22 protein-coding genes are annotated in these 20,371 nt (G+C 72.3%); 13 read left to right on the top strand and 9 right to left on the bottom strand.

The features are described from left to right. Positions 1-42: 42 nt before the first annotated feature. Entirely contained in the window at positions 43-726 is a 684-nt protein-coding gene (locus ACXJKF_RS14305) for a TetR/AcrR family transcriptional regulator (protein WP_456788377.1), read from the bottom strand. Positions 727-805: 79 nt separating this feature from the next. Beyond that, positions 806-2,299 (bottom strand): MFS transporter, encoded by a 1,494-nt coding sequence (locus ACXJKF_RS14300; RefSeq protein ID WP_456788376.1) that lies wholly within the window; start codon positions 2,297-2,299, stop codon positions 806-808. A 101-nt stretch (positions 2,300-2,400) separates the two neighbouring features. On the opposite strand from ACXJKF_RS14300, the gene ACXJKF_RS14295 reads away from it, so the two are divergent. Further along, entirely contained in the window at positions 2,401-3,018 is a 618-nt protein-coding gene (locus ACXJKF_RS14295) for a TetR/AcrR family transcriptional regulator (protein WP_456788375.1), read from the top strand. Here ACXJKF_RS14295 and ACXJKF_RS14290 read toward each other — a convergent pair. Next, the gene (locus ACXJKF_RS14290) at positions 3,010-4,440 is read right to left on the bottom strand and encodes an MATE family efflux transporter (protein ID WP_456788374.1); all 1,431 of its coding nucleotides are present in this window, start codon (positions 4,438-4,440) and stop codon (positions 3,010-3,012) included. The two genes, ACXJKF_RS14295 and ACXJKF_RS14290, sit on opposite strands and share 9 nt — an antisense overlap. 172 nt (positions 4,441-4,612) lie before the next feature. Beyond that, complete coding sequence (locus tag ACXJKF_RS14285) at positions 4,613-7,096, bottom strand: glycoside hydrolase family 5 protein (protein ID WP_456788373.1); 2,484 nt, start codon at positions 7,094-7,096, stop codon at positions 4,613-4,615. Positions 7,097-7,185: 89 nt separating this feature from the next. On the opposite strand from ACXJKF_RS14285, the gene ACXJKF_RS14280 reads away from it, so the two are divergent. Both ACXJKF_RS14280 and ACXJKF_RS14275 read left to right on the top strand, forming a co-directional pair. Further along, on the top strand, positions 7,186-7,953 hold the full coding sequence (locus tag ACXJKF_RS14280; RefSeq protein ID WP_456788372.1) for a class I SAM-dependent methyltransferase: 768 nt from the start codon (positions 7,186-7,188) through the stop codon (positions 7,951-7,953). 13 nt (positions 7,954-7,966) lie between these two features. Then, complete coding sequence (locus ACXJKF_RS14275) at positions 7,967-8,356, top strand: hypothetical protein (RefSeq protein ID WP_456788371.1); 390 nt, start codon at positions 7,967-7,969, stop codon at positions 8,354-8,356. Here ACXJKF_RS14275 and ACXJKF_RS14270 read toward each other — a convergent pair whose 3' ends face one another. Further along, positions 8,357-9,046, bottom strand: a complete 690-nt coding sequence (locus tag ACXJKF_RS14270) for a hypothetical protein (RefSeq protein WP_456788370.1) — start codon at positions 9,044-9,046, stop codon at positions 8,357-8,359. It lies immediately after the preceding gene. Positions 9,047-9,146: 100 nt separating this feature from the next. After that, a complete protein-coding gene (locus tag ACXJKF_RS14265) occupies positions 9,147-9,890 on the bottom strand; it encodes a DinB family protein (RefSeq protein ID WP_456788369.1) in 744 nt (247 codons plus the stop codon). 86 nt (positions 9,891-9,976) lie between these two features. Between ACXJKF_RS14265 and ACXJKF_RS14260 the strand changes: the two genes are divergently transcribed. The 7 genes from ACXJKF_RS14260 to ACXJKF_RS14230 all read left to right on the top strand — a co-directional run bounded on the left by ACXJKF_RS14260 (position 9,977) and on the right by ACXJKF_RS14230 (position 14,746). Then, positions 9,977-11,092 (top strand): epoxide hydrolase family protein, encoded by a 1,116-nt coding sequence (locus tag ACXJKF_RS14260; RefSeq protein WP_456788368.1) that lies wholly within the window; start codon positions 9,977-9,979, stop codon positions 11,090-11,092. Positions 11,093-11,137: 45 nt separating this feature from the next. Then, positions 11,138-11,737 carry a dihydrofolate reductase family protein gene (locus ACXJKF_RS14255; RefSeq protein WP_456788367.1) on the top strand — a complete coding sequence of 200 codons (600 nt, stop codon included), beginning with the start codon at positions 11,138-11,140 and terminating at the stop codon, positions 11,735-11,737. Positions 11,738-11,761: 24 nt separating this feature from the next. Next, positions 11,762-12,088: a YciI family protein gene (locus tag ACXJKF_RS14250; RefSeq protein WP_456788366.1), complete on the top strand. Its 327-nt coding sequence runs from the start codon at positions 11,762-11,764 to the stop codon at positions 12,086-12,088. Further along, positions 12,085-13,296, top strand: a complete 1,212-nt coding sequence (locus tag ACXJKF_RS14245; protein ID WP_456788365.1) for an RNA polymerase sigma factor — start codon at positions 12,085-12,087, stop codon at positions 13,294-13,296. The genes ACXJKF_RS14250 and ACXJKF_RS14245 overlap by 4 nt, the downstream gene beginning before the upstream one ends. 82 nt (positions 13,297-13,378) lie before the next feature. Beyond that, on the top strand, positions 13,379-13,603 hold the full coding sequence (locus tag ACXJKF_RS14240) for a hypothetical protein (RefSeq protein WP_456788364.1): 225 nt from the start codon (positions 13,379-13,381) through the stop codon (positions 13,601-13,603). A 64-nt stretch (positions 13,604-13,667) separates the two neighbouring features. Beyond that, a complete protein-coding gene (locus ACXJKF_RS14235) occupies positions 13,668-14,099 on the top strand; it encodes a VOC family protein (RefSeq protein ID WP_456788363.1) in 432 nt (143 codons plus the stop codon). A 5-nt stretch (positions 14,100-14,104) separates the two neighbouring features. Further along, entirely contained in the window at positions 14,105-14,746 is a 642-nt protein-coding gene (locus ACXJKF_RS14230) for a winged helix-turn-helix transcriptional regulator (protein WP_456788362.1), read from the top strand. 32 nt (positions 14,747-14,778) lie between these two features. Here the strand turns inward: ACXJKF_RS14230 and ACXJKF_RS14225 are convergent, their stop codons facing one another. Both ACXJKF_RS14225 and ACXJKF_RS14220 read right to left on the bottom strand, forming a co-directional pair. Further along, positions 14,779-15,627 carry a hypothetical protein gene (locus ACXJKF_RS14225; RefSeq protein WP_456788361.1) on the bottom strand — a complete coding sequence of 283 codons (849 nt, stop codon included), beginning with the start codon at positions 15,625-15,627 and terminating at the stop codon, positions 14,779-14,781. A gap of 347 nt (positions 15,628-15,974) precedes the next feature. Further along, on the bottom strand, positions 15,975-16,460 hold the full coding sequence (locus ACXJKF_RS14220; protein WP_456788360.1) for a methyltransferase family protein: 486 nt from the start codon (positions 16,458-16,460) through the stop codon (positions 15,975-15,977). A gap of 93 nt (positions 16,461-16,553) precedes the next feature. On the opposite strand from ACXJKF_RS14220, the gene ACXJKF_RS14215 reads away from it, so the two are divergent. Next, positions 16,554-16,901: a hypothetical protein gene (locus tag ACXJKF_RS14215; RefSeq protein WP_456788359.1), complete on the top strand. Its 348-nt coding sequence runs from the start codon at positions 16,554-16,556 to the stop codon at positions 16,899-16,901. 45 nt (positions 16,902-16,946) lie between these two features. Here the strand turns inward: ACXJKF_RS14215 and ACXJKF_RS14210 are convergent, their stop codons facing one another. Continuing rightward, positions 16,947-19,094: a DEAD/DEAH box helicase gene (locus tag ACXJKF_RS14210; RefSeq protein WP_456788358.1), complete on the bottom strand. Its 2,148-nt coding sequence runs from the start codon at positions 19,092-19,094 to the stop codon at positions 16,947-16,949. Positions 19,095-19,638: 544 nt separating this feature from the next. Here ACXJKF_RS14210 and ACXJKF_RS14205 point away from each other — a divergent pair. Continuing rightward, on the top strand, positions 19,639-19,932 hold the full coding sequence (locus ACXJKF_RS14205; RefSeq protein ID WP_456788357.1) for a hypothetical protein: 294 nt from the start codon (positions 19,639-19,641) through the stop codon (positions 19,930-19,932). Beyond that, positions 19,929-20,371 (top strand): hypothetical protein (locus ACXJKF_RS14200; protein WP_456788356.1); only part of this gene is annotated, 443 nt, incomplete at its 3' end. The genes ACXJKF_RS14205 and ACXJKF_RS14200, both read left to right, overlap by 4 nt.

The following is a 20,371-nucleotide window of genomic DNA, read 5'->3' as shown; positions in this document are numbered from 1 at the left end:
TCCTTACGTTGTAAGCCAGATTGGCTTACAACGTAAGGCGCGTCAAGAGGCCGACCGCCGGCGCTCCAGCCCGTCGAGCAGGAGGTCGAGCCCGAACTCGAACTCCGTCTGGTCGTCGCACCAGCCGAGCGTGGAGCCCGGGTCGTCGTGCGCGACCTCGGACAGCATCGCCACCAGCGACGGCACCGCGGCCGCCATCTCCGGGGGCAGCGGCCCGGCGGACGCCCCGGCGCCCGGGTCGAACAGCTCCTGGGAGAACCCGAGCGCGCGGCTGCCCAGCGCGTGCAGCGCGTGGTGCGCGAGGTCGTAGGAGAACCCGCCGCCGTGCAGGAGGCCGACGAGCCGGTCGTGGTAGGTCACGACGTTCGGGCTCAGCGTCGAGCGGGTGGCGAGCACCTGCGGCGCCCAGGGGTGCCGCAGCAGCACCTCGCGGGCGGCCAGGATCCGCGCGCGGACGACGGGCTGCCACGGTCCGGTGATGTCCAGTCCGTCGACGACGTCGTTGATCTCCTCCGCCACCAGGTCCACGACCCCGTCGAGCAGGTCGTTCTTGTTCGCGACGTGGTGGTACAGCGACATCGCCTCGGCACCGAGCTCGTCACCGACCCGCCGCATGGTGACGGCCTCGATGCCGTGCTCGTCGGCGATCGCGACCGCCGTGCGCAGCACGCGCTCGCGGCTGAGCGGGAGCCGTTCCCCAGGCGTCAGCGCCGGTTCGGCCGTCACCACATCACCCCTCTCCTGCTCGGATCGTACGAGAGGCTCCCCCGGCGCGCGGCCGTGGGAGCCTCTCGGGCGTGCGGGGTCAGTGCACGAGCACCGGGGCGTCGTCGTGCGCGGTCGGGGTGGCGGCGACGAGCCGGGCCTCGCGGTCCCGACGGGTGCGGAACAGCGACGCGGTCAGGACGGCGCCGAACAGGAAGATCCCCGCGGACCAGGTGTAGGCCACCGAGAAGCTGTGCAGCGCCCCCGCGGCGATGACCTCGGGCGTCGCCGGGGCGTGGTCGGCGACGTACGCGGTGGCGGCGGTGGCCGCCAGGGTGTTCAGGACCGCGGTCCCGATCGCCCCACCGACCTGCTGGCTGGTGGAGACCATCGCGGACGCGGCACCCGCCTGCCGCGGCGCGATGCCCAGCGTGGCGATCTGGAACGACGCGGGCATGATCGAGCCCATCGCGATGCCCATGCCGATCAGGCCGACCAGCACGGCGCCGTACCCGCTGTCGATGTCCAGCGTGGTGAACCAGAGCATCGCGCCGGCGCCGATGGCCATGCCCAGCGGCACGACGACCTTCGGCCCGAACCGCGGGACCAGGACGTTCGTCTGGACCTGCGCCGTGATGACGATGAAGAGCACCATCGGCAGGAACGCCGTGCCGGTCTGCATCGGCCCGTACCCGAGCGTCAGCTGCAGGTAGTAGGTGAGGAACAGGAAGACGCCGAACATGCCGGAGCCGGCGACGAGGATCGCGAGGAACCCGGCGCCCCGGTCACGGTCCTGGACGATCGAGAGCGGGAGCAGCGGGTGCTCCGCGGTGCGCTGCCGCAGGACGAAGCCGACGAGCAGCACGACGCTGGCGGCCAGCGAGCCCCACACGACCGGCGCGTCCCAGCCCTGGGGCTCGGCCTGCGAGAAGCCGAACACCAGCAGGAAGAGACCAGAGGACGCGAGCAGGACACCGGGGACGTCGATGCGGGTGTCGTGCTTGGCGTCGGTCCGGGACAGCAGCATCGTGCCCGCGGCGAACGCGATCACGGCGATGACGACGTTCACGTACAGGTTCCAGCGCCAGTCGAAGTTCTGCGTCAGGTAGCCGCCGAGCAGCAGGCCGATGGCACCGCCCATGCCGGCGATGGCGCCGAACACGCCGAACGCCCGGGCGCGCTCCTTGGGGATGGTGAAGGTGGTGGTCAGCACGGACAGGGCAGCGGGCGCGAGGACCGCCGCGAACACGCCCTGCAGCGCACGGGCGCTGACGAGCAGCTCGAACGTCTGCGCGGCACCCCCGAGCGCGGAGGCGGCGGCGAAGCCGACGAGCCCGATGAGGAACATGCGGCGGCGGCCGAACATGTCGGAGAGGCGGCCGCCGAGCAGCAGCAGGCTGCCGAAGGCGAGCGCGTAGGCGGTGACCACCCACTGGCGGTCGTTGTCGCTGAACCCGAGCTCCGCCTGGGCGGAGGGCAACGCGATGTTCACGATGGTCGCGTCGAGCACGACCATGAGCTGGGCGAGGGCGACCGTGGCCAGGACGAGCCAGCGGTGCCGGCTCTCCGGTCGGGTCTGCGTGGGTGCGGACATGAGGGTGCTCCTGGGACGTCGTGGTCGGTGGAGCGACACTAATACGGAACTTGCCAGTTCCGGAACCCCCCAGTATCGATTTCTCCGGATACAGTGTGGCCATGGGTGTCGACGAGGCAGTGACGACGGCGCCTCGCCGACCCGGTCGCCGTCGCGACGAGTCCAAGGACGACGCGATCCTGCAGGCCACCCGTGAGCTCCTGGCCGAGCGCGGCTTCGACGGCATGACGATGGACGCCGTCGCCGACCGCGCGGGCGCCGGCAAGGCCACCGTCTACCGCCGCTGGCCCTCGAAGGTGCAGCTCACGGTCGACGCCATCGTCTGTTCGCCTGGCGTGCCGATGTCCGCCGACGACGTCCCCGACACCGGCTCGCTGCGCTCCGACCTGCTCGCGGTCCGCTTCGGCCGCAAGCGGTCGGACGACTCCGAGCTGATGTCCGGCGTGATCTCCGCGGTCAAGGAGAACCCCGACGTCGCCGCGGTCTTCCACGAGCAGTTCGTCCGCTCCCGCGTGAGCCTCATGCGCGGCCTGCTGGAGCGCGCGCAGGCCCGCGGTGAGCTGCGCGCGGACGTCGACCTCGAGATGGTCGCCGCCGTCGCGCCGGCCATGATCGCCTACCGCAAGATGGTGGCCGGCCAGCGCATCGACGACGAGTTCGTCGAGCAGATGATCGACTCGGTCATCCTGCCGCTGGTCATCGGGAGCCCGTCAGGCTGACGGCACCCGCGAGCGCCTGACCCTCGCGCGAGCCGACGGCCCGCGGTGCCGCACGCGCGTCACGCGCCGTGGCACCGCGGTGCTGCCCACGGGCTGCAGCGCGAGGCGTCGCGACGCCACCACGTAGGCAGGCACCAGCAGGACGACCGCCCCGATCCACGCGAGCGGGTTGCCCCACACGACGCCGTCGTACCCGTACGCCGCGCCGAGGACGCCCGCCGCACCGACCCGGCAGATCAGCTCGATCACGCCGGTCAGCGTCGGGACCACGGTCTGCCCGAGGCCCTGGAGCGCGCCGCGGAGCACGAACAGGACGCCCAGCACGACGTACAGGACCCCGTTGACCAGCAGGTAGTGCGCGGCCATGTCGACGACGCGCTCCTCCCCCGCGCCCACGAACAGGCCCACGATCGCGGACCCGCCCGTGACGAGCACGACGCCGAGGACCAGCGCACCGCCGACCGACAGCCACATGGCCTGCACGACGCCGCGACGGATGCGGTCCGGCCGCCCGCCGCCGAGGTTCTGGGCGACGAACATCGACACCGCCAGGCCAAGCGACGCGAGCAGCGCGACCGCGAGACCGTCCACGCGGACGGCCGTCGTGTACGCGGCGACCGCGTCGGAGCCCAGCTCGTTCAGGCGCACCTGCACGGCGAGCGTGCCGATGGCGATGATCGACGCCTGGAACCCCATCGGCAGCCCGAGCCGCAGGTGGCGACGGAGCTCGACGCCGCTGACCCGCCAGTCCTCGCGGTGCACGTGCAGGACCGGCACCCGGCGCCGCACGAACCACAGGCAGAGCGCGACCGAGACGCCCTGCGAGATGACCGTCGACACGGCCGCGCCGGCCACGCCCATCCCCAGGGCCCCGACCGCGACGACCACCAGCACGATGTTCAGGACGCAGCTGATGGTCAGGAACACGAGCGGGGTGCGCGAGTCGCCGATCGCCCGGATGATCGCCGACAGGAAGTTGAAGAACATCATCGTGCTGGCGCCCAGGAAGCTGATCACCGCGAACGTGGTGGCCTCGGGCAGCAGCTCCTCAGGCGTCTTGAGCAGCCGCAGCGCCGGTCCCGCCAGCAGCGGGGCCGCCACGGTGAGCACCGCGCTCGTCGCCGCCGACAGCACGGTCCCCGCGGCGACCGACCGCCGCACGGCCGCGTGGTCGCCCGCGCCGAACGCCTGCGCCGTCGGGATCGCGAAGCCGTTCGTCATGCCCCACGCGAAGCCGAGCAGCAGGAACAGCAGGGCGCCGGTGGCGCCGACGGCGGCGAGCGAGTCCACGCCGAGGACGCGGCCGACGACGACGGCGTCGGCCGCCTGATAGAGCTGCTGGACGACGTTGCCGACGAGCAGGGGGACGGCGAACAGGGCGATGACACGCCAGGGGCTACCGGCGGTGAGGACCTTGGGCACAGCGCGACCTTGGGACTGGAGAGCGGGTGGGAACGTCCGCGGTGGTCGGTGGTGCCGGTCGCGTCGTGCCTCGATCGTATCGATACGACCCGGCGTCGACGAAGGGCTTTTCGAGTGGTCCGACGTGACGTTGCGTACCTCGGGACGCCCAGGATCAGGAGGGGTCGGACATCTAGGACGTGACCGACAGGGAGTAGGTCCCGCCGGCGCAGCCGCTGATCAGCCAGCCACCGGGCACCTGCGTCGACTCCACGTCGTCGATCCCCGCCGTGCTCAGGCTCGGCGGCGTCACGCCCGGGACCCACACGTCGATCTCGCAGTTGACGCCCTCCCCGTCGACGGTCGCGGAGAACTCGAGGTCCCGACCGCTCGACCCGGACGCCAACGAGTCCAGCCGTCCGGGGAACGCCCTCGGGTACGCGCGGGACAGCGGGGCCGCGAAGCCCTCCGGCGGCGGGCTCAGCTCACCGGTCGCACAGTCGACCGACACGAGGTTCCCCGACGAGGTCGCGTCCGACCCGGTCTCGGGCGACCCGCAGCCCTGCCGCCACACCCAGAACGCCCCGCCGAGGCCGAGCCGGTTCTGCGCGGCCACGAAGCGGTCGACCTTGGCCCCGTCCACGGCCGGGTCCCCGAACCAGCCCCACTCCCCCAGCCAGAGGGCGGCTCCGTAGGACGCGGCGGCGCGGGCGGACACCGTGAGGTTCCGCTCGATCGAGGCGATCGTCAGGCCGAAGCCCTGGTCCATCGTGATCGACTCGCTGTACGGGTGCGGGGCGAACACGAGCTGCCGGTCGTCGGTGAAACCGGGCGGCGGCGTCACGTCGAACGCGAGCCCCGACCACAGGACGCTCGGCTCGAAGAACGCCAGGTGGTGGAAGCCGTCGGCGGCCGTCTCGGCGTCGCGGATCGCGCTGAGCGCCGCGTCGTAGTAGCGCCCGAGCAGCAGACCCGACGTGGTCGGCGGGACCGCGCCGATGCCCGGCTCGTTGAGCAGGTCGTACCCCGCCACGGCCGGGTCGTCCGCGAACTCGCCCGCGACCTTCGCCCACGTCGCCACGAGCGCGCTCTGGATGCCGTCGCGGTCGGTGTAGAAGTTGCCGAACGCCGTCGCGACCGCCGGAGCGAGGTCCCGCGCCAGGAACTGGCAGTGCAGGGTCCCGTCGGTGATCGTCGCCCAGCCGGGGGCCCCGTCCCACCCGGTGGTCGGCGACGTGCCGCCGTCGCACTGCTGGTCGGGCCGCGCCAGGGCGTTGCCCCACGCGTCCTGGTGCAGGTCGAGCACCGTGTAGAGACCGTGCTCCTCGGCGGACGCCACCGCGGCACGGACCTGGTCGAGGTAGTCCTCGTCGAGCTCGCCGCGGGTGGGCTCCAGCCGGGACCACGACATGCCGAGCCGGACGACGTTGAAGCCCAGCGCGGCCATGCCGGCGAAGTCGTCGTCGGTCGGCGGCTGCGTGGCCGGGACCTCGGGGTCGCGCAGGTGGTAGTCGATGAGCTGGTTCAGGTTGACCCCTCGCAGGACGACCTGCCGGCCGGTGACGTCGCCGATCACCGGCAGCCCGCCCGGTTCGGGGGCGGGCAGGACCGTCAGCCGCTCGGTGCCGCCGGTGGGCGCGACGGGCGCGGTCGCCTGCGGCCCGGCGGCGGCCGGCGCACCGACCAGGACGGGGACCGCGAGCAGGAGCACGACCACGGCGCTGCCGGCGACGAGCCGGGACCGCGGGTGCGGAGCGCTCGGCAGACGGTCGCGCCAGCGCCACCCGACCGCGGTGACAGCGGTGGCCACCAGGCCGACCGCGACGCCGTAGCCGATGCCCGTGGTGAGGCTGATCAGGGTGGTCGCGATCCACCAGCTGTCCGGCCCGGCGTCGGCGAGGCCCGACGTGCCCGCTGCGACGACGGCGCCGACCACCCCGAGGGCCAGCCCCGCGACGACCGCCGCCACCCAGACCGCCGCGACCACGTGACCGGTCAGCCACCGGAGGACGAGGGCGAACGAGCCGGCGAACACCGCGATCCCGACCAGGGTGCCCAGCACGCCCGCCGCGGCGGTCGGCGCGACCAGCGGACCGTCGAACGCGTAGCCGACGGGACCGCCCCGCCACACGGTCGACGCGAAACCCACCGCGGCGAGCACCGAGACGACGAGCATGACGGCGACCGCCGGACCGGTGCCGTCCCGACCCTTCGCGGTCTCGGCACGAGGCCCGAACCGGTGCGCCAGGGCCGCCGCCGTCGCGACCAGCGGACCGACGACGAGGCCCTTGGCGCCCGCCCAGCCGCTGGTGGTGACCGCGAACTGCAGCGCCGACCAGAACGAGAGGTGCGGGCCGACCAGGGGCAGCGTCGCGACGAACCCGGCCGCCGCGGCGGCGAGGGCGAAGGCACCGACCGTTGCGGCCCAGGCCACCGCGAACGTCCGGCCCGGGCGCGCGAGCGCCCAGACCGGCGCGGCCGTCGCGACGAGAAGGACGGGCAGGCCCACGACGAGCGGCGCCCAGCGGAAGGCCGCGCCGGTGCCGAGGACCGGCAGCCCGTGCCCACCGACCGGCGCGAGCAGCCCGCCCGAGGGGTCCAGCAGCGCGAGCGCCGCGACGAGGACGAGGACGGCCACCGCGGCGGCCGCGGACGCGCGGACGGCGGGACGATGCACGAGCGACGTTGCTGCCATGGTGATCGCGAAGCGTAACGGCAACGCGACGGGCCGCCGGCCGGTACCCCCGTACGGCCTAGAGTCGGCAGATGTCCGACGCGAGAGCCGACGAGACCGCCCTCAACCGGGCGCTGTGGGCCGTCATGAACGAGCGGTTCACCGACGCGGCGGCCGAGGAGCAGTGGGTCCGCCCGGAGCCGGTGTGGGGGCTCTTCGCCGTCCCCGAGCGTGAGCTCGGTGTCCTGGGCGACGTACGCGGGCTCGACGTGGTGGAGCTGGCCAGCGGCACCGCGTACTTCTCCGCCTGGCTCGCCCGCGCCGGCGCCCGCACGGTCGCGGTGGACCTCGCGGGCGAGCAGCTGGTCACCGCCCGCCGGCTGCAGCAACAGCACGGTCCGGTCTTCCCGCTGGTGCAGGGCGATGCGGAGCACGTCCCGCTGTCCGACGGGTGCGCGGACCTCGTGGTCAGCGAGCACGGTGCCGCCGCCTGGTGCGACCCCGAACGCTGGCTGCCCGAGGCCGCCCGGCTGCTGCGCCCCGGCGGACGGCTGGTGTTCCTCACCAACAGCCACCTGTCGGCGCTGTGCGTGCCGGAGGACGAGGGCGTCGCGCAGGAGCAGCTGCTGCGCGGGCAGCGCGAGGCCTACAAGGTGCGGTGGCCCGGCGGCGGGGTGGAGTTCCACCCGTCGCACGGCGACTGGGTCCGGCTGCTGCGCCGCGCGGGGTTCGTCGTCGACGCCCTGCACGAGCTGTACGCACCGCCCGAGGGCGACGACCACGCGTTCTACGAGATCGTCTCCGCCGACTGGGCGCGCCGGTGGCCCGCCGAGGAGCTGTGGGTGGCCACCCGGCCCTGAGTACGATCGCTCGATGCCCCCGCAGAGCTGGATCGAGCACCGTCGCCCCGGCGACCGCGAGCGCCTCGGCTGGATCCGTCCCGACGGTGACGGCTTCGTCGCCCACGACGCGCTCGGGCGCGAGGCCACCGGCACGGTCGACTGGCTCGCCGCCGAGGAGGCGCTCGAGGAGCGCGGCCTGCACTGGCTCGCCGACCTCTACCAGCTCGACCTGCCGGACGGCAGCCGCGAGCGCGTCCGCATCGTCGAGGTCACCCCCGAGCGGGTCGTCGTCAAGGTCGACGACTTCGGCGCCGTGGACGTGGTGACCGCCAGCTACGTGCTGCCGTTCCCCGCGCCCGACGCACTGCGCCCGTTCGAGGGTGACTCCTCGACGTTCGACGGTGGGCTCCTGCCCGGCTGATCAGATCACGCGGCTGCGCAGGTCCCGCGCGCTGGAGTACGCGTCGACCAGCGCGGTGTCCCAGATCCCGTTCGCGGGCCGGCCGAACGCGCGCTGGATGTCCTTCGTGACGACGTCGTGCGCCCGTCGGGACTGCTTGCCCCACACGCCGTCGTCGGGGACCCCGACCACGCGCTGCGTGAACGCGACACCCAGCGGGAAACCCACGCCCATCAGGCCGCTCGCAGCCTTGATCGACTCGAGTCGCGCGTCCGTCTCGAAGCCCCAGACCTCGTCCGCGCCCGTGTGCACGGCCGTCTGCAGCGCCGCCGTCAGCCCGTCCCCGCCCCCGCGCGGCTTCGACGACCTCGCACCGAGGTGGCTGAACGGGCCGACGTCCACGTGCAGGTGGTTCCGGTGCGAGCCGCTGACCCCGGCGGACCCGTCGCGCGCGAAGATGACGCCCAGGCCGAGCTCCTGCGCGCGGTTCAGGGCCTCGATGAGGTGGTCACGCTCGTCGGGACCGTTCTTGTTGAGGTCCGCGGCCTTGCCGAAGCCGCCCTCCTGGTCGAAGTGCCACGAGCCGCCCGTGTGGACGGGGTGCACCGCGGTGAAGCCGTGCATCTCGCCGACGGAGTAGCCGTGCCGACGAGCCCACAGGCAGAACGTGACGAGCGTCTGCGTGGGCGAGAGCTGTTGTCCGAGCGCCATGAGATGTCTTCCCTTCGAGACTCGTGCGCCATGGCGACGCGCGTTTCCTGGAAGGGGACGAGGGCAAGAACGACAGATACGCCGGGAGCGGGTGATCGGTTCAGGCGCCGACGGCGTCGAGGTCGCGCACGGCGAAGCGGTGGTGCTCCCACTCCTCCTCGAGGATCACGTGCACGCAGGACCGGACGGTCTCCGGGTGCTCCGGGGCGTGCGGGTTGGCGCGGGGCGCATCCAGCTCGTCGGCCGTCACGTCCGCGAGCAGGTCCCGCACCATCGCGACCCGGTCCGCCCGGGCGTCGAGGACCTCCGCGAACGTCGGCGTCCCCGTCGTGAAGACCGTCAGGTCGGTGCTGTCGCCCGCCGTCACCGCGTCCAGCAGACCGAGCGGGTGGAACGGCTGGTCCCGGCGCAGGACCGCCTTGCCCAGCCACGTGTCGGTGGCCAGGACCAGGTGCCGCAGCGTCTGCGCGAACGACCACTCGCCGTCCACGGACACGTCGACGGTGCCGACGGGCATCGCGGAGACCCGGTCGAGCGTCGCCGCCCAGGTGCGCTCGAGCGCGGCCCACGCCGCGCGCAGACCGTCCGGGTCGGCGGCGCGCCGCTGCTCGCGGCCGGGGAAGCGGCGGTCCAGCTCGGCCTCGACGAACGGGATCACGTCGACGCCGTTGACGCGGAAGTAGTCGGAGTCGGGGAGCCACGGTGCGTCGATGTCCGCGTCGGCCATCTCGACCCCGCGCATCACGACGCCGGACAGGTCGGACTCGACGAACCGCGCACCGCGCAGGTTCGCGCCGGTGAACGTCGCACCCCGCAGGTCGTCGGAGCGGGTGAAGGCTGTCATGGGGCTCTCCTCGTCGACGCGGTCCCGTCGCGTCGATTGTGCCGACGGCCTCTGACACTGTCGGAGGGCTCTCCTACGGTGAGCCCATGACCGTCCGACCGTTCGTCGTCGACGTCCCGCAGTCCGTTCTCGACGACCTGCACGAGCGCCTGGCGCGCACCCGCTTCCTCGACGACTCGCCCCGCCGGCCCACCTCGGGGATGACGTCCGCGTACCTGCGCGACCTCGTCGCGTCGTGGCGGACGTTCGACTGGCGCGCCCGTGAGGCGTGGCTGAACCAGCACCCGCAGCTCCTCGCGGACGTCGACGGCACGACGCTGCACGTGGTCCACCAGCGCTCGGCGGACCCGGACGCGCCGGCGCTGCTCGTGATGCACGGCTGGCCCCACACGTTCGCGCTGCAGCTGGACTTCGCGGACCTGCTGCCGGACGTCCACGTGGTCGTGATGAGCCTGCCGGGGTTCGGGTTCTCGCCGCCGCTCGACGGGCCGACCACCGAGCAGCGGCTCGCCGACCTGGCGCACGCGCTCATGACGGACGTGCTCGGCTACTCGTCATACGTCACCTACGGCGAGGACGTCACCGCGAACGTGAGCGACCTGGTCGCCGCGACGCACCCGGAGGCGGTCGCCGGGATCGTCGTCACGCACGCGCACTTCCTGCCGCAGGACGAGCGGGAGGCCACGACCGACCCGACGGAGCGGGCGTTCTACGACCGCATGGGGGCGGGCTGGTACGACCAGGCGGGCTACGCGCACGTCCAGGGCACCCGCCCCGACACGCTCGCGGCCGCGCTGAACGACTCGCCGGCCGGCCTGCTCGCGTGGCTCACCGAGAAGCTGGTCGAGTGGAGCGACACCCCGGCGGGCGACCCGGCGGCGGTGGAGCGACGGATCTCGCGCGAGCGGATCCTCACCGAGGCCACCCTGTACTGGGCGACGCAGAGCATCGGGACGTCCTTCCGGACGTACGTCGACGGCGGGGACGCCGTGATCCCCCCGGTCGAGGTGCCCGCGGCCGTGTTCGTCCAGCGGCACGAGCACGACAACCCCGAGTCGGTCGCCCGGCGGTTCTACCGCGACCTGCGGGTGTTCGAGCGGCTGGACGAGGGCGGCCACTTCACCGTCGCCGAGGTGCCGGAGGCCATGGCCCAGCGGGTCCGGGACTTCATGGGTGTCGGATCGAGGCGACGCCGTTCGTAGCACGGGTGAGAGAGGTCGGCCCCGACCTCGGACAAGGCGACGACGATGAAGCTCATCACCAACACCCAGATCACCGTGGACGGTGTGATGCAGGCGAACGGCGGGAACAACCCCACGCTCGACCCCGGGTTCGACCGGGGCGGGTGGGCGTTGCCGCTGGGCGACGAGGAGTCGACCGCCTACATCGGCGACTGCTACCTGCGGGCCGACGCGTTCCTGTTCGGCCGGCGGACCTACGAGCTCTTCGCGGGGTACTGGGGGGTGCGCGACGACGTCGACAACCCGTTCGTGAGCGCGCTCAACTCGCGGCCGAAGTTCGTCGCCTCGACCACGATCACGGACCCGTCGTGGGCGGGCACCACCGTGCTGTCCGGAGACCTGGAGGCCGAGATCCGCGAGCTGAAGGCCAGGCCCGGCGGCGAGCTGCAGGTGCACGGGAGCGGGCAGCTGATCCGGTGGCTGCTCGAGCACGAGCTCGTCGACGAGCTGACGCTGATCGTCTGCCCGGTGATCGTCGGCGCGGGCACCCGGCTGTTCCCGGCCGAGGGTCTCGACCACGCGCTCGACCTGGTGGACTCGCGCCGGTTCTCGACGGGCATCCTGGCGCAGACCTACCGGCCCGCCGGCCGCCCGCAGTACGCGTAGCAGGATGACCTCGGAGGTAGTGAGATGCAGTACTTCGTGTCCGTGATCGACCACAGGACCAGCTCCGGGACTCCCGAGGAGGCGGTGGCGATCGACGAGTTCAACGAACGGCTTCGGACCGGTGGCCACTGGGTGTTCGCGGGCGGCCTCGCGGCCCCCGAGACCTCGACGGTCATCGACGGCCGGGGTGAGGAGCCCTTGTTCACCGACGGGCCGTTCGTCGAGTCGAAGGAGCACATCGCCGGCTTCTGGATCATCGACGCCCCCGACCTCGACGTCGCGCTCTCGCTGATGGCCGACGGGTCGAAGGCCTGCAACCGACGGCTCGAGGTGCGGCCGTTCCTGGTGTGAGCGAGGCGATCACCCAGACCCACCGCGAGCAGTGGGCCCGGGTGGTCGCGACGCTCGCCCGGCGGTTCGGCGACCTCGACCTCGCCGAGGAGGCGGCCGCCGAGGCGTTCGCGACCGCCGTGGAGCGGTGGCCGGCGGACGGCGTCCCGCCCAACCCCGGCGGGTGGATCACAACGACCGCCACCCGCAAGGCGATCGACCGGATCCGGCGCGAGAACAAGCGGGACGACAAGCACCGGGAGGCGCTCATGCTCTCCGAGCACGCTCCGCCCGAACCGCTCGGCGCCATCGACGACGACCGGCTCCGGCTGGTCTTCACCTGCTGCCACCCCGCCCTGGCGATGGAGGCGCGGGTCGCGCTGACGCTGCGCATGGTCGGCGGGCTGACGGTGCCGGAGATCGCCCGTGGCTTCCTGGTCCAGGAAGCCACGATGGGGCAGCGGATCACCCGCGCGAAGGCCAAGATCGCCGCCGCACGCATCCCCTACCGCGTGCCGTCCGCGCAGGACCTGCCCGCGCGCACCACCGGCGTGCTCGCCGTCCTCTTCCTCGTCTTCAACGAGGGCTACCTCGCGACCGGCCCCGACACCGACCCCGTCCGTCCGCACCTGACTGCCGAGGCGGTCCGGCTCACCCGGCTGATCCGCACGCTGCTCCCCGAGGACGGCGAGGTGACCGGCCTGCTCGCGCTGATGCTCCTCACCGAGGCCCGCCGACCCGCCCGCGTCGCCGCCGACGGCACACTCGTCCCCCTCGCCGCGCAGGACCGGGATGCCTGGGACGGTGCGCTGATCGCCGAGGGACACCGGCTCGTGCGTGAGCGACTGGCCTCCGGGGTCGCGCCCGGTCGCTACCAGCTGCTCGCCGCGATCAACGCCGTGCACACCGACGCACGCGACGCCTCCGACACCGCCTGGTCGCAGGTCGTCGCGCTCTACGACCAGCTGGTCCGCCTCGACCGCTCCCCCGTCGTCGCCCTGAACCGCGCCGTCGCCGTCGCGGAGGTCGACGGTCCGGAGGTCGCCCTCGCCGCCGTCGACGACCTCCCCCTCGACGGCTACCACGCGTTCCACGCCACCCGCGCCGAGCTGCTGCGCCGGCTGGACCGTCGCGACGAGTCGCGCGCCGCGTACGACCGGGCGATCACCCTCGCCGGCAACACCGCCGAGACCGCATACCTGTCGCGCCGTCACGACGAGCTGGGCTGACCGAGGGGCCCGACGCTATTGCGTTCTCGTCGCCCACCCCGGAGACCTACCGTGAGCGCCTGCCGAGCCAGGAAGGACGCCCATGCCCCACCCACCCCACGGATTCGCGTTCACGACGACGGGGTCCGAGGTGACGATCACGCACCACGGCCGGCGCGCGACGGTCCTGCGCGGACGTGCCGCGGCGGACTTCCTCGAGGACGTCGAGGCCGGCGATCCCCAGGAGCTGATGGCCCGAGTCACCGGCCAGTACAAGCACGGCAACGAACGCACGGCCAAGCAGCACCCGCGCAACCGCAGGTCTTGACGCTCTACTTGTTTTTTGCAAGTGTGATCACGCCCTGTTAGTAGATAGAAGAGAGGCGACGACGATGACCGCGATGTTCGTGAACCTGCCAGTGACCGACCTCGAGCGCGCCAAGGCGTTCTACACGGCGGTCGGCTTCACTCCCAACCCCGCCATGTCGGACCACAACGGCGCCTGCTTCGTCGTCGAGCAGGACCACAGCTACCTCATGGTCCTGACGCGCGAGTACTTCCAGACCTTCACCGACCTCCCGATCGGCGACCCGGCCGTCAACCCGTCGGTCTCCACCGCAGTCTTCCTCGACAGCCGCGAGGCGGTCGACGCGACCATCGCCGACGGGCTCGCCGCAGGCGGCAAGGAGCCGCACCCCGCCACCGACTACGGCTTCATGTACCAGCGGCAGCTCAACGACCCCGACGGCAACATCCTCGAGCTCGGCTGGTTCGACCCGGCCGCCGCAGCCCCGAGCGCCGACGCCCTCGCGAACCAGGCCTGAGGCCGATGGCCGCACGCGACTACGGGCAGTACTGCGGCATCACGCAGGCACTGGAGCTCGTCGGCGAGCGGTGGGCCCTGCTGATCGTCCGTGACCTGCTCGTCGGGCCGCGCCGCTACGGAGAGCTCGCCGCGGGGCTCCCCCGCATCCCGAGCAACATCCTGGCGGCGCGGCTCAAGCAGCTGCAGGAGGCCGGCGTCATCCGCCGGGCGCCGCGCTCACGCATCATCATCTACGAGCTGACGCCCTACGGCCGCGAGCTCGAACCCGTCGTGCTCGCGCTCGGCGCCTGGGGCTTCAAGGCGATGGGCGACCCCCGCGACGAGCAGATCATCACCCCCGACTCGATGACGATGACCCTCCGCACCGCCTTCCAGCCGCACGTGGCAGCCGACCTGCCGGCGACCGCCTACGCCGCGCGACTCGGCCCCGCCGACCTGCTCGTCCGCGTCGACGGACCCACCCTCGACGTGACGCGCGGCGACGGACCCGTCGACCTCGCGTTCGCCGCCGGCCCGGACATCCGCCGCCTCATCTCCGGCGAGCTCGCGCCCGACCGCGCCATCGCGACCGGCGTCGTCGAGGTCCTGCACGGCCCGGGTGACCTGCTCGACCGCTTCGCGAGCACGTTCCACCTGGCCGCCTGATCCGGAGACCGAGGTTCGCTCAGCACGCGACGCTACGCGACCTCATCCTCTCCATCCTTCTCCCCTCCGACAGGCACGCTGCCGGAGAAGTTCGACGCGCCGTAGGCCGCGCCGAAGCAGCCCGCCAGCAGGGTGGCCCACAAGAGGATCGTGCCCTCCCACGAGAGGTTGCTCAGGAACTGCGTCGCGAAGACGGTCCAGACCGCTACCGCGCTCAGCCCCAGGGCGATGAGGATCCGCGGCACGCCCTTCCGTGGATTGCTCACCTCGACACGACTGGCGAGCGTCAACCCAGCCAGAGAACCCAGCAGCCACGCGGCCGCGACCAGGACGTAGACGCGGTTGACCGGGGCGAACTGCATATTGAGCGTGTAGGTCGCGCTGCCTCCCGTCACCCTGGGATCGTCCACGGCGACCGTCCCGGTGTAGCTCCCCGCGTGTGCGCCGGAAGGATCCACACAGACGGTCACCAGGAGATGGTCTCGGCGCCCCTCCTGGTCGATCGCCGCGGACGCGGTCACCTTCTTCGCATCGATGACCTTCCCGTCGAGTCGCTCGAACTGGCCCACCGCGAGGTTCAGATACTCGACGCCCGCCGGAAGAGGCTGGGACAGGTCCAGGCTGGTGTAGTACTCGACGACGTTGCGGTCCTGACCGAGGCTGCGCACCTGGATCTTCTGCTGCTGCCCGACCGACGGCAGATCTGTCGCGTCCTCGACCGCATCGGCGGCGATCGGGGTCGGCTCGTGGACTGCGCATCCCGTCGGCGCTGCGGCCACAAGGTCACCGGGTGGACTCGCAGCGACGGCCGGGACCACCCCCAGGATCAGAAGGACGGTGGCGCCCAGGGCGCCACCCCACCGAAGCGCGCGTGCGGTCATCGACGTACCCCCGTCTTGTCGCTTGCACCGAGCCCGACACATGGCCGCCCCATTCGGGACAAACTGCGCATTTCGGACTTCCTGCGACGCTACTCCGCTTCGACACCCGACGGAATGGCGCACCGCACGAGTCCCTCTCCGGTGTGAAACCCCTATCTGACGGAGCTTCCGGACGTTCTGTTATCCGCGGGGCTCTGAACCGGGAGTACGTGCGGACAGTCGACTTGAGCGGTGCGATGCCGAGGGCCGGCTTCATCAGGCGCGAGTCCGGGAAGACCTCGGCACTCCGTGCGCACGACCTAACCGGCCGGCTGACGTTGGTCAGTCACGCGCCGCGGACCTGCCGATCAGCGACGTACCGGCCCCACCCAGCGCGGCACCCGCCGTCGGTAGTCGTCGTACGGCCCACCGAACCGGTCGTGCAGGTACCGCTCCTCGGGGAGGATCGCGCCCCAGAACAGGAGCAGCACGGCGACCGGGAACAGCACGAGCCCCCAGAACGTCGGCGCCAGCAGGGCCAGCCCGAGGTAGAGGACGAGCAGGCCGACGTACAGCGGGTTGCGGGACAGCCGGTACGGCCCCGTCTCGATCATCGCGCTCGTCTCCTGCCCCGGCAGTAGCCCGGTCCGGTGCGTGCGGAACAGCCACAACGACCAGCCGTTCCACCCGACGAACACCACCACGAGCACCCACCCGACCGGGACCCGCCACCCGCCGAGGTCCACCGGGTCGCCCCACACCACCGTGGCCAGCCACCCGACCAGCAGCGGCGCGCCGACAGCGACCGGCGGCCAGAGCCGGAACGCGGCGACTCTCACGGAGCTCTGCGTCATCCCCGCATTCTGGCGGGAGATTGCCCGTCGGAGCCGATCCGTCGTCGAGAATTCCTGCCGCTGTGCGGCGGTCCCGCCTCTAGGCTCCCCGTCATGTCCGAGCAGCTGGTCACTCTCTGGCGCCCGACGGGCCCCCTCGAGCTCGAGCTCGTCGAGGCCACCGGGTTCCGACGCTGGCCCCCACGACTCCCCGACCAGCCGATCTTCTACCCCGTGCTGAACGAGGACTACGCCATTCGCATCGCGCGCGACTGGAACGTCCCCGCCTCGGGGGTCGGCCACGTGACGCGGTTCGACGTGCGCCAGAGCTACCTCGACAAGTACAACGTCCAGCAGGTCGGCGGCCAGACGATCCTCGAGTACTGGATCCCGGCCGAGGAGCTCGACGAGCTCAACGACAACATCGTCGGCACCATCGAGGTCGTGCACACCTTCCGATGAGCGGCTAAACCCGGGCCACGCCGCACCGACCGACCCGCTCGTCGCTCAGCTCATCCCCTCGGCGGCGAGCGCGTCGGTCAGCAGCCCGACCAGGGCGTCGAGCTGCACGTCCGTCGACGACGTGACGTCCTCGTCGCCGGCCCCGTCGAGCGCCCGCGCCGCCAGGCCCGACTTGCTGTCGATCAGCTCGGCGATGCGGGCGTCGATGGTCTGCGCGGCAATGACCCGCCACGCGGTGACGGGCTGGTCCTGGCCGATGCGGTGGATGCGGTCGATGGCCTGCGTCTGCTCGGCGAAGGTCCAGGACAGCTCCGCCAGCACCAGGTTGGAGGCGACCTGCAGGTTCAGCCCCACCCCCGCGGCCGTCAGGGAGCACACCACGATCGACACCTCGGGGTCGTCGACGAACGCGGCGATGTTCTTCTTCCGCGCGGTGGGCGTCTGGTCGCCGCGGATCGACGCGTACCGGATGCCGCGGTCGGCGAACGTCTGCTCGGCCTGGTCCATGACGTCGACGTGCTTCGCGAAGAACACGACCTTGCCGACGTTGCGGGCCAGCTGCGCGGCGTAGTCGGCGGCCAGCCCGGCCTTCGCCTGACCGATCCGGCGGACCATCGTGAAGACGTTCTCGCCGCCGGTCTTCGAGCTCGAGTCCTTGAGCTCCGCCGCCGCCACGCGACGAGCGAGCTCGAGGTCGATCTCGTCCTCGCCCGCACCACCGGATCGCACGTCCACGGCCGACCGGTAGTGCTCGACCAGCCGGGCCGCGAGCGCAGCCTCGGCCGCCCGGATCGAGCGGCCGGCGGCGCCGTCGAGCTCGACCGGCAGGTCCGCCACCCGGCGGGCGGGGATGTCGGCGACGACGTCGACCTTCCGACGGCGCACGATGCCCATGTCGATCACGCTGGACCGCGCGGCCGCGTAGAACCCCTGGTCGGCCGGGGTGAGCCCGGTGTTCTCCAGGGCGGCCATCAGCGGTCCGAGGGGCTTCTCGTCGTCGATCCAGCCGAGGAACTGCCAGATCGCCCGGAAGTCCTCGATGTCGTTGATGAGCGGGGTGCCGGTGAGCGCCATCAGCAGCGGCCGGGCGACGCGGGCGCGGATCCGCTCGGAGAGCGCCAGCACGTGCTGCGACCGCTGCGAGGTCTTGTTCTTGATGAAGTGCGCCTCGTCGACGACCATGCCGCGGAAGCCCAGGTCACCCAGCCAGCCGACGTGCCGGTCCAGCAGCTCGTAGTTCACGATCACGACGTCCGCGAACCCGTCCATCCGGTCACCGTCACCGTGGACCACCGTCGGCCGTCGGAACGGCGTCCAGAGACCGACCTCGTGCGCCCAGTTCGTCTTCACGACGTTGGGCACCACGACCAGCAGCGGGTACGCATCGGCCGCCTGCGCGGCGAGAAGCGCCTGCGCGGTCTTGCCGAGCCCGGGCTCGTCGGCGAGCAGGAACGTGCGGTGGCCCGTGATCGTCGCCGCGACGACCTGGGCCTGGTGCGGCATCAGCTCCCGACCAGCGGGCACCGGAACCGGCCGCGCCGGGGGCAGCGACATGCACGCCGGGGCGCCCGTGGCAGCCCGCTCGAAGGAGTTGAACAGCGGGTCGAGCAGCTCCCAACCCGCCAGGCGGCGCGCCCGCGTCGCGGTCCGCTCCGCCGCAGCCTCGAAGTCCGGCGCCAGGAACGGGTTCGCCAGCTGCCGCGAGATCACCGACCGGGGCACCACCCGGGTCGTGGCGGCAGGCGCCGCGGCGGGCTTCTCGACGGGCGCCGGCGCCTCCGGCGGCTCCAGCCCGCCCGCACGCATCAGGGTCGCCTTGTACGCGAGCGCCGCGTCGGAGACCCGCGCATCCTCAGCCAGCAGCTGCAGCAGCGACGTGTCCCGAGCAGCGGTCTTCGCCAGCTGCGTCGCCACCCCGTCCAGCCGCTTCATCTGCTTGGTACGGCCCGACTCGCCCAGCGCGACGTCGGCCTTCACGCGCGCCCGCTCCTCGCGCACCAGCAGCGCCACGACCTGGAACTTCGTGCGCACCGCCGGTCGCGTCGGGGGACGCTGCACCGCGCGGTCGACCTCCGCGGCAACCTCCGCGAGCACGGGGATGATCCCCTGCTCGGTGGGGCGCTGCGTGCGGTTGCGCTGGGCGCCAGGATTCGTGCGCGCGCGACCGGACCCGCGCTGGCCTCCTCGGGCCACATCTCCTCCTTCGCAGCATCCGCACACCGCTCCTGCGGCGCAACGCATCGGGCACCACCGACCCGGGCCACAAGGAGTCCGAGCCTGGGCGCTCGAACTGATCTCCGCGCAGCGTCCCCGCCTGCGAGCCATGCAGGCGGGCACCGACGCCGACGGGCTTCCTCGCGAACACCGCGGGGCACGGTCATGGCCCGACGTCATCGCCGGAGCACTGGGAGCCTACCGCCGAGCACCCGGTTGCAGGCGGTGAGCAGGCGGGGCGTCGTCCTCTGGATGGAGCCGGTTGAGACTTTTCGACGGGCCCTAGCCAGTGAACCGTACCGAAACCCGACACCTCCGGCGGGCTCCATCCACACCCGTCCTCACCAGATCCCGAGCGCGCCGGCGGCGTTCCCCGTTCGAGCCCCCTGCGTACCGCTCTGACCCTCGACGGCCGCCCTGGGTAGCCGCTGCACAGGCCTGTGGACAACTCGGACATCTCGGTGGTGGAACCCGCTAGTTTGCGACCCCACGGGCCGGTGGCCCTCGACCCAGGAGCGTGACGATGGTGGATCCCGAGGCACGCGCTGACGAGCGGGTGGCGGAACTGCGCGCGCTCCTGCGGGACTTTCGTACGGCGCGAGACGGGGCTCCGTCGCTGACCGTGCCCGCCGGTGCGGTCGGTGCGCCCGGCACCTGGACCGGGATCGCAGCTGACCGGCTGCACCGTGAGAACCTCGCCCCGCTGTCCGGGACGCTGCCGCGAGACCTGGACCGTGTCGAGGACGCGATCCTCGAGGAGATCGCGCACGCGGAACGTGCCGCGCATCGTGCACGGCAAGAGAGCGCGAGCCCGTGAGCCCGATCGTGGAGATCTGCCCCGAGGCGTTGGGTGCCGTGCGCGACGACGTGGCCGCGACCCGGGACGCAATTCGGAACGACCTGGGTCCGCTGCGCTGGCGGATGAGCACCCTGAACGTGCCCACCGGTGCGCTGCACGATGTGCTCGCGGTGGCTGACCGGCTCGACACCGAGGTCCTCCCCACGTTGGACTGGCACGTCGCCCGCGCCCGGGACCTGGCGTCGCTGCGCTACGGCGGGTCGATGGGTGTGGTGCTACCGGTCGTCGATGTCGACGACCCGTTCGCGCCGGCACCCGACCCGTTCACGCACACCCCGTGGGAGGACGGCTCGACCGCCCTGAGCTGGCCCGCGGCACCGCTCGAGGTGCAGGATGCCGACCGGCAGGCCACGGCGAGCTCCGACCCGATCGGGTCCTGGTTCGAGGACCGTTTCGA

The organism is Cellulomonas sp. P5_C5, from assembly GCF_054049655.1.
Note: the sequence above shows the minus strand (reverse complement) of the source record. Positions and strands in the feature narration are given on the sequence as shown.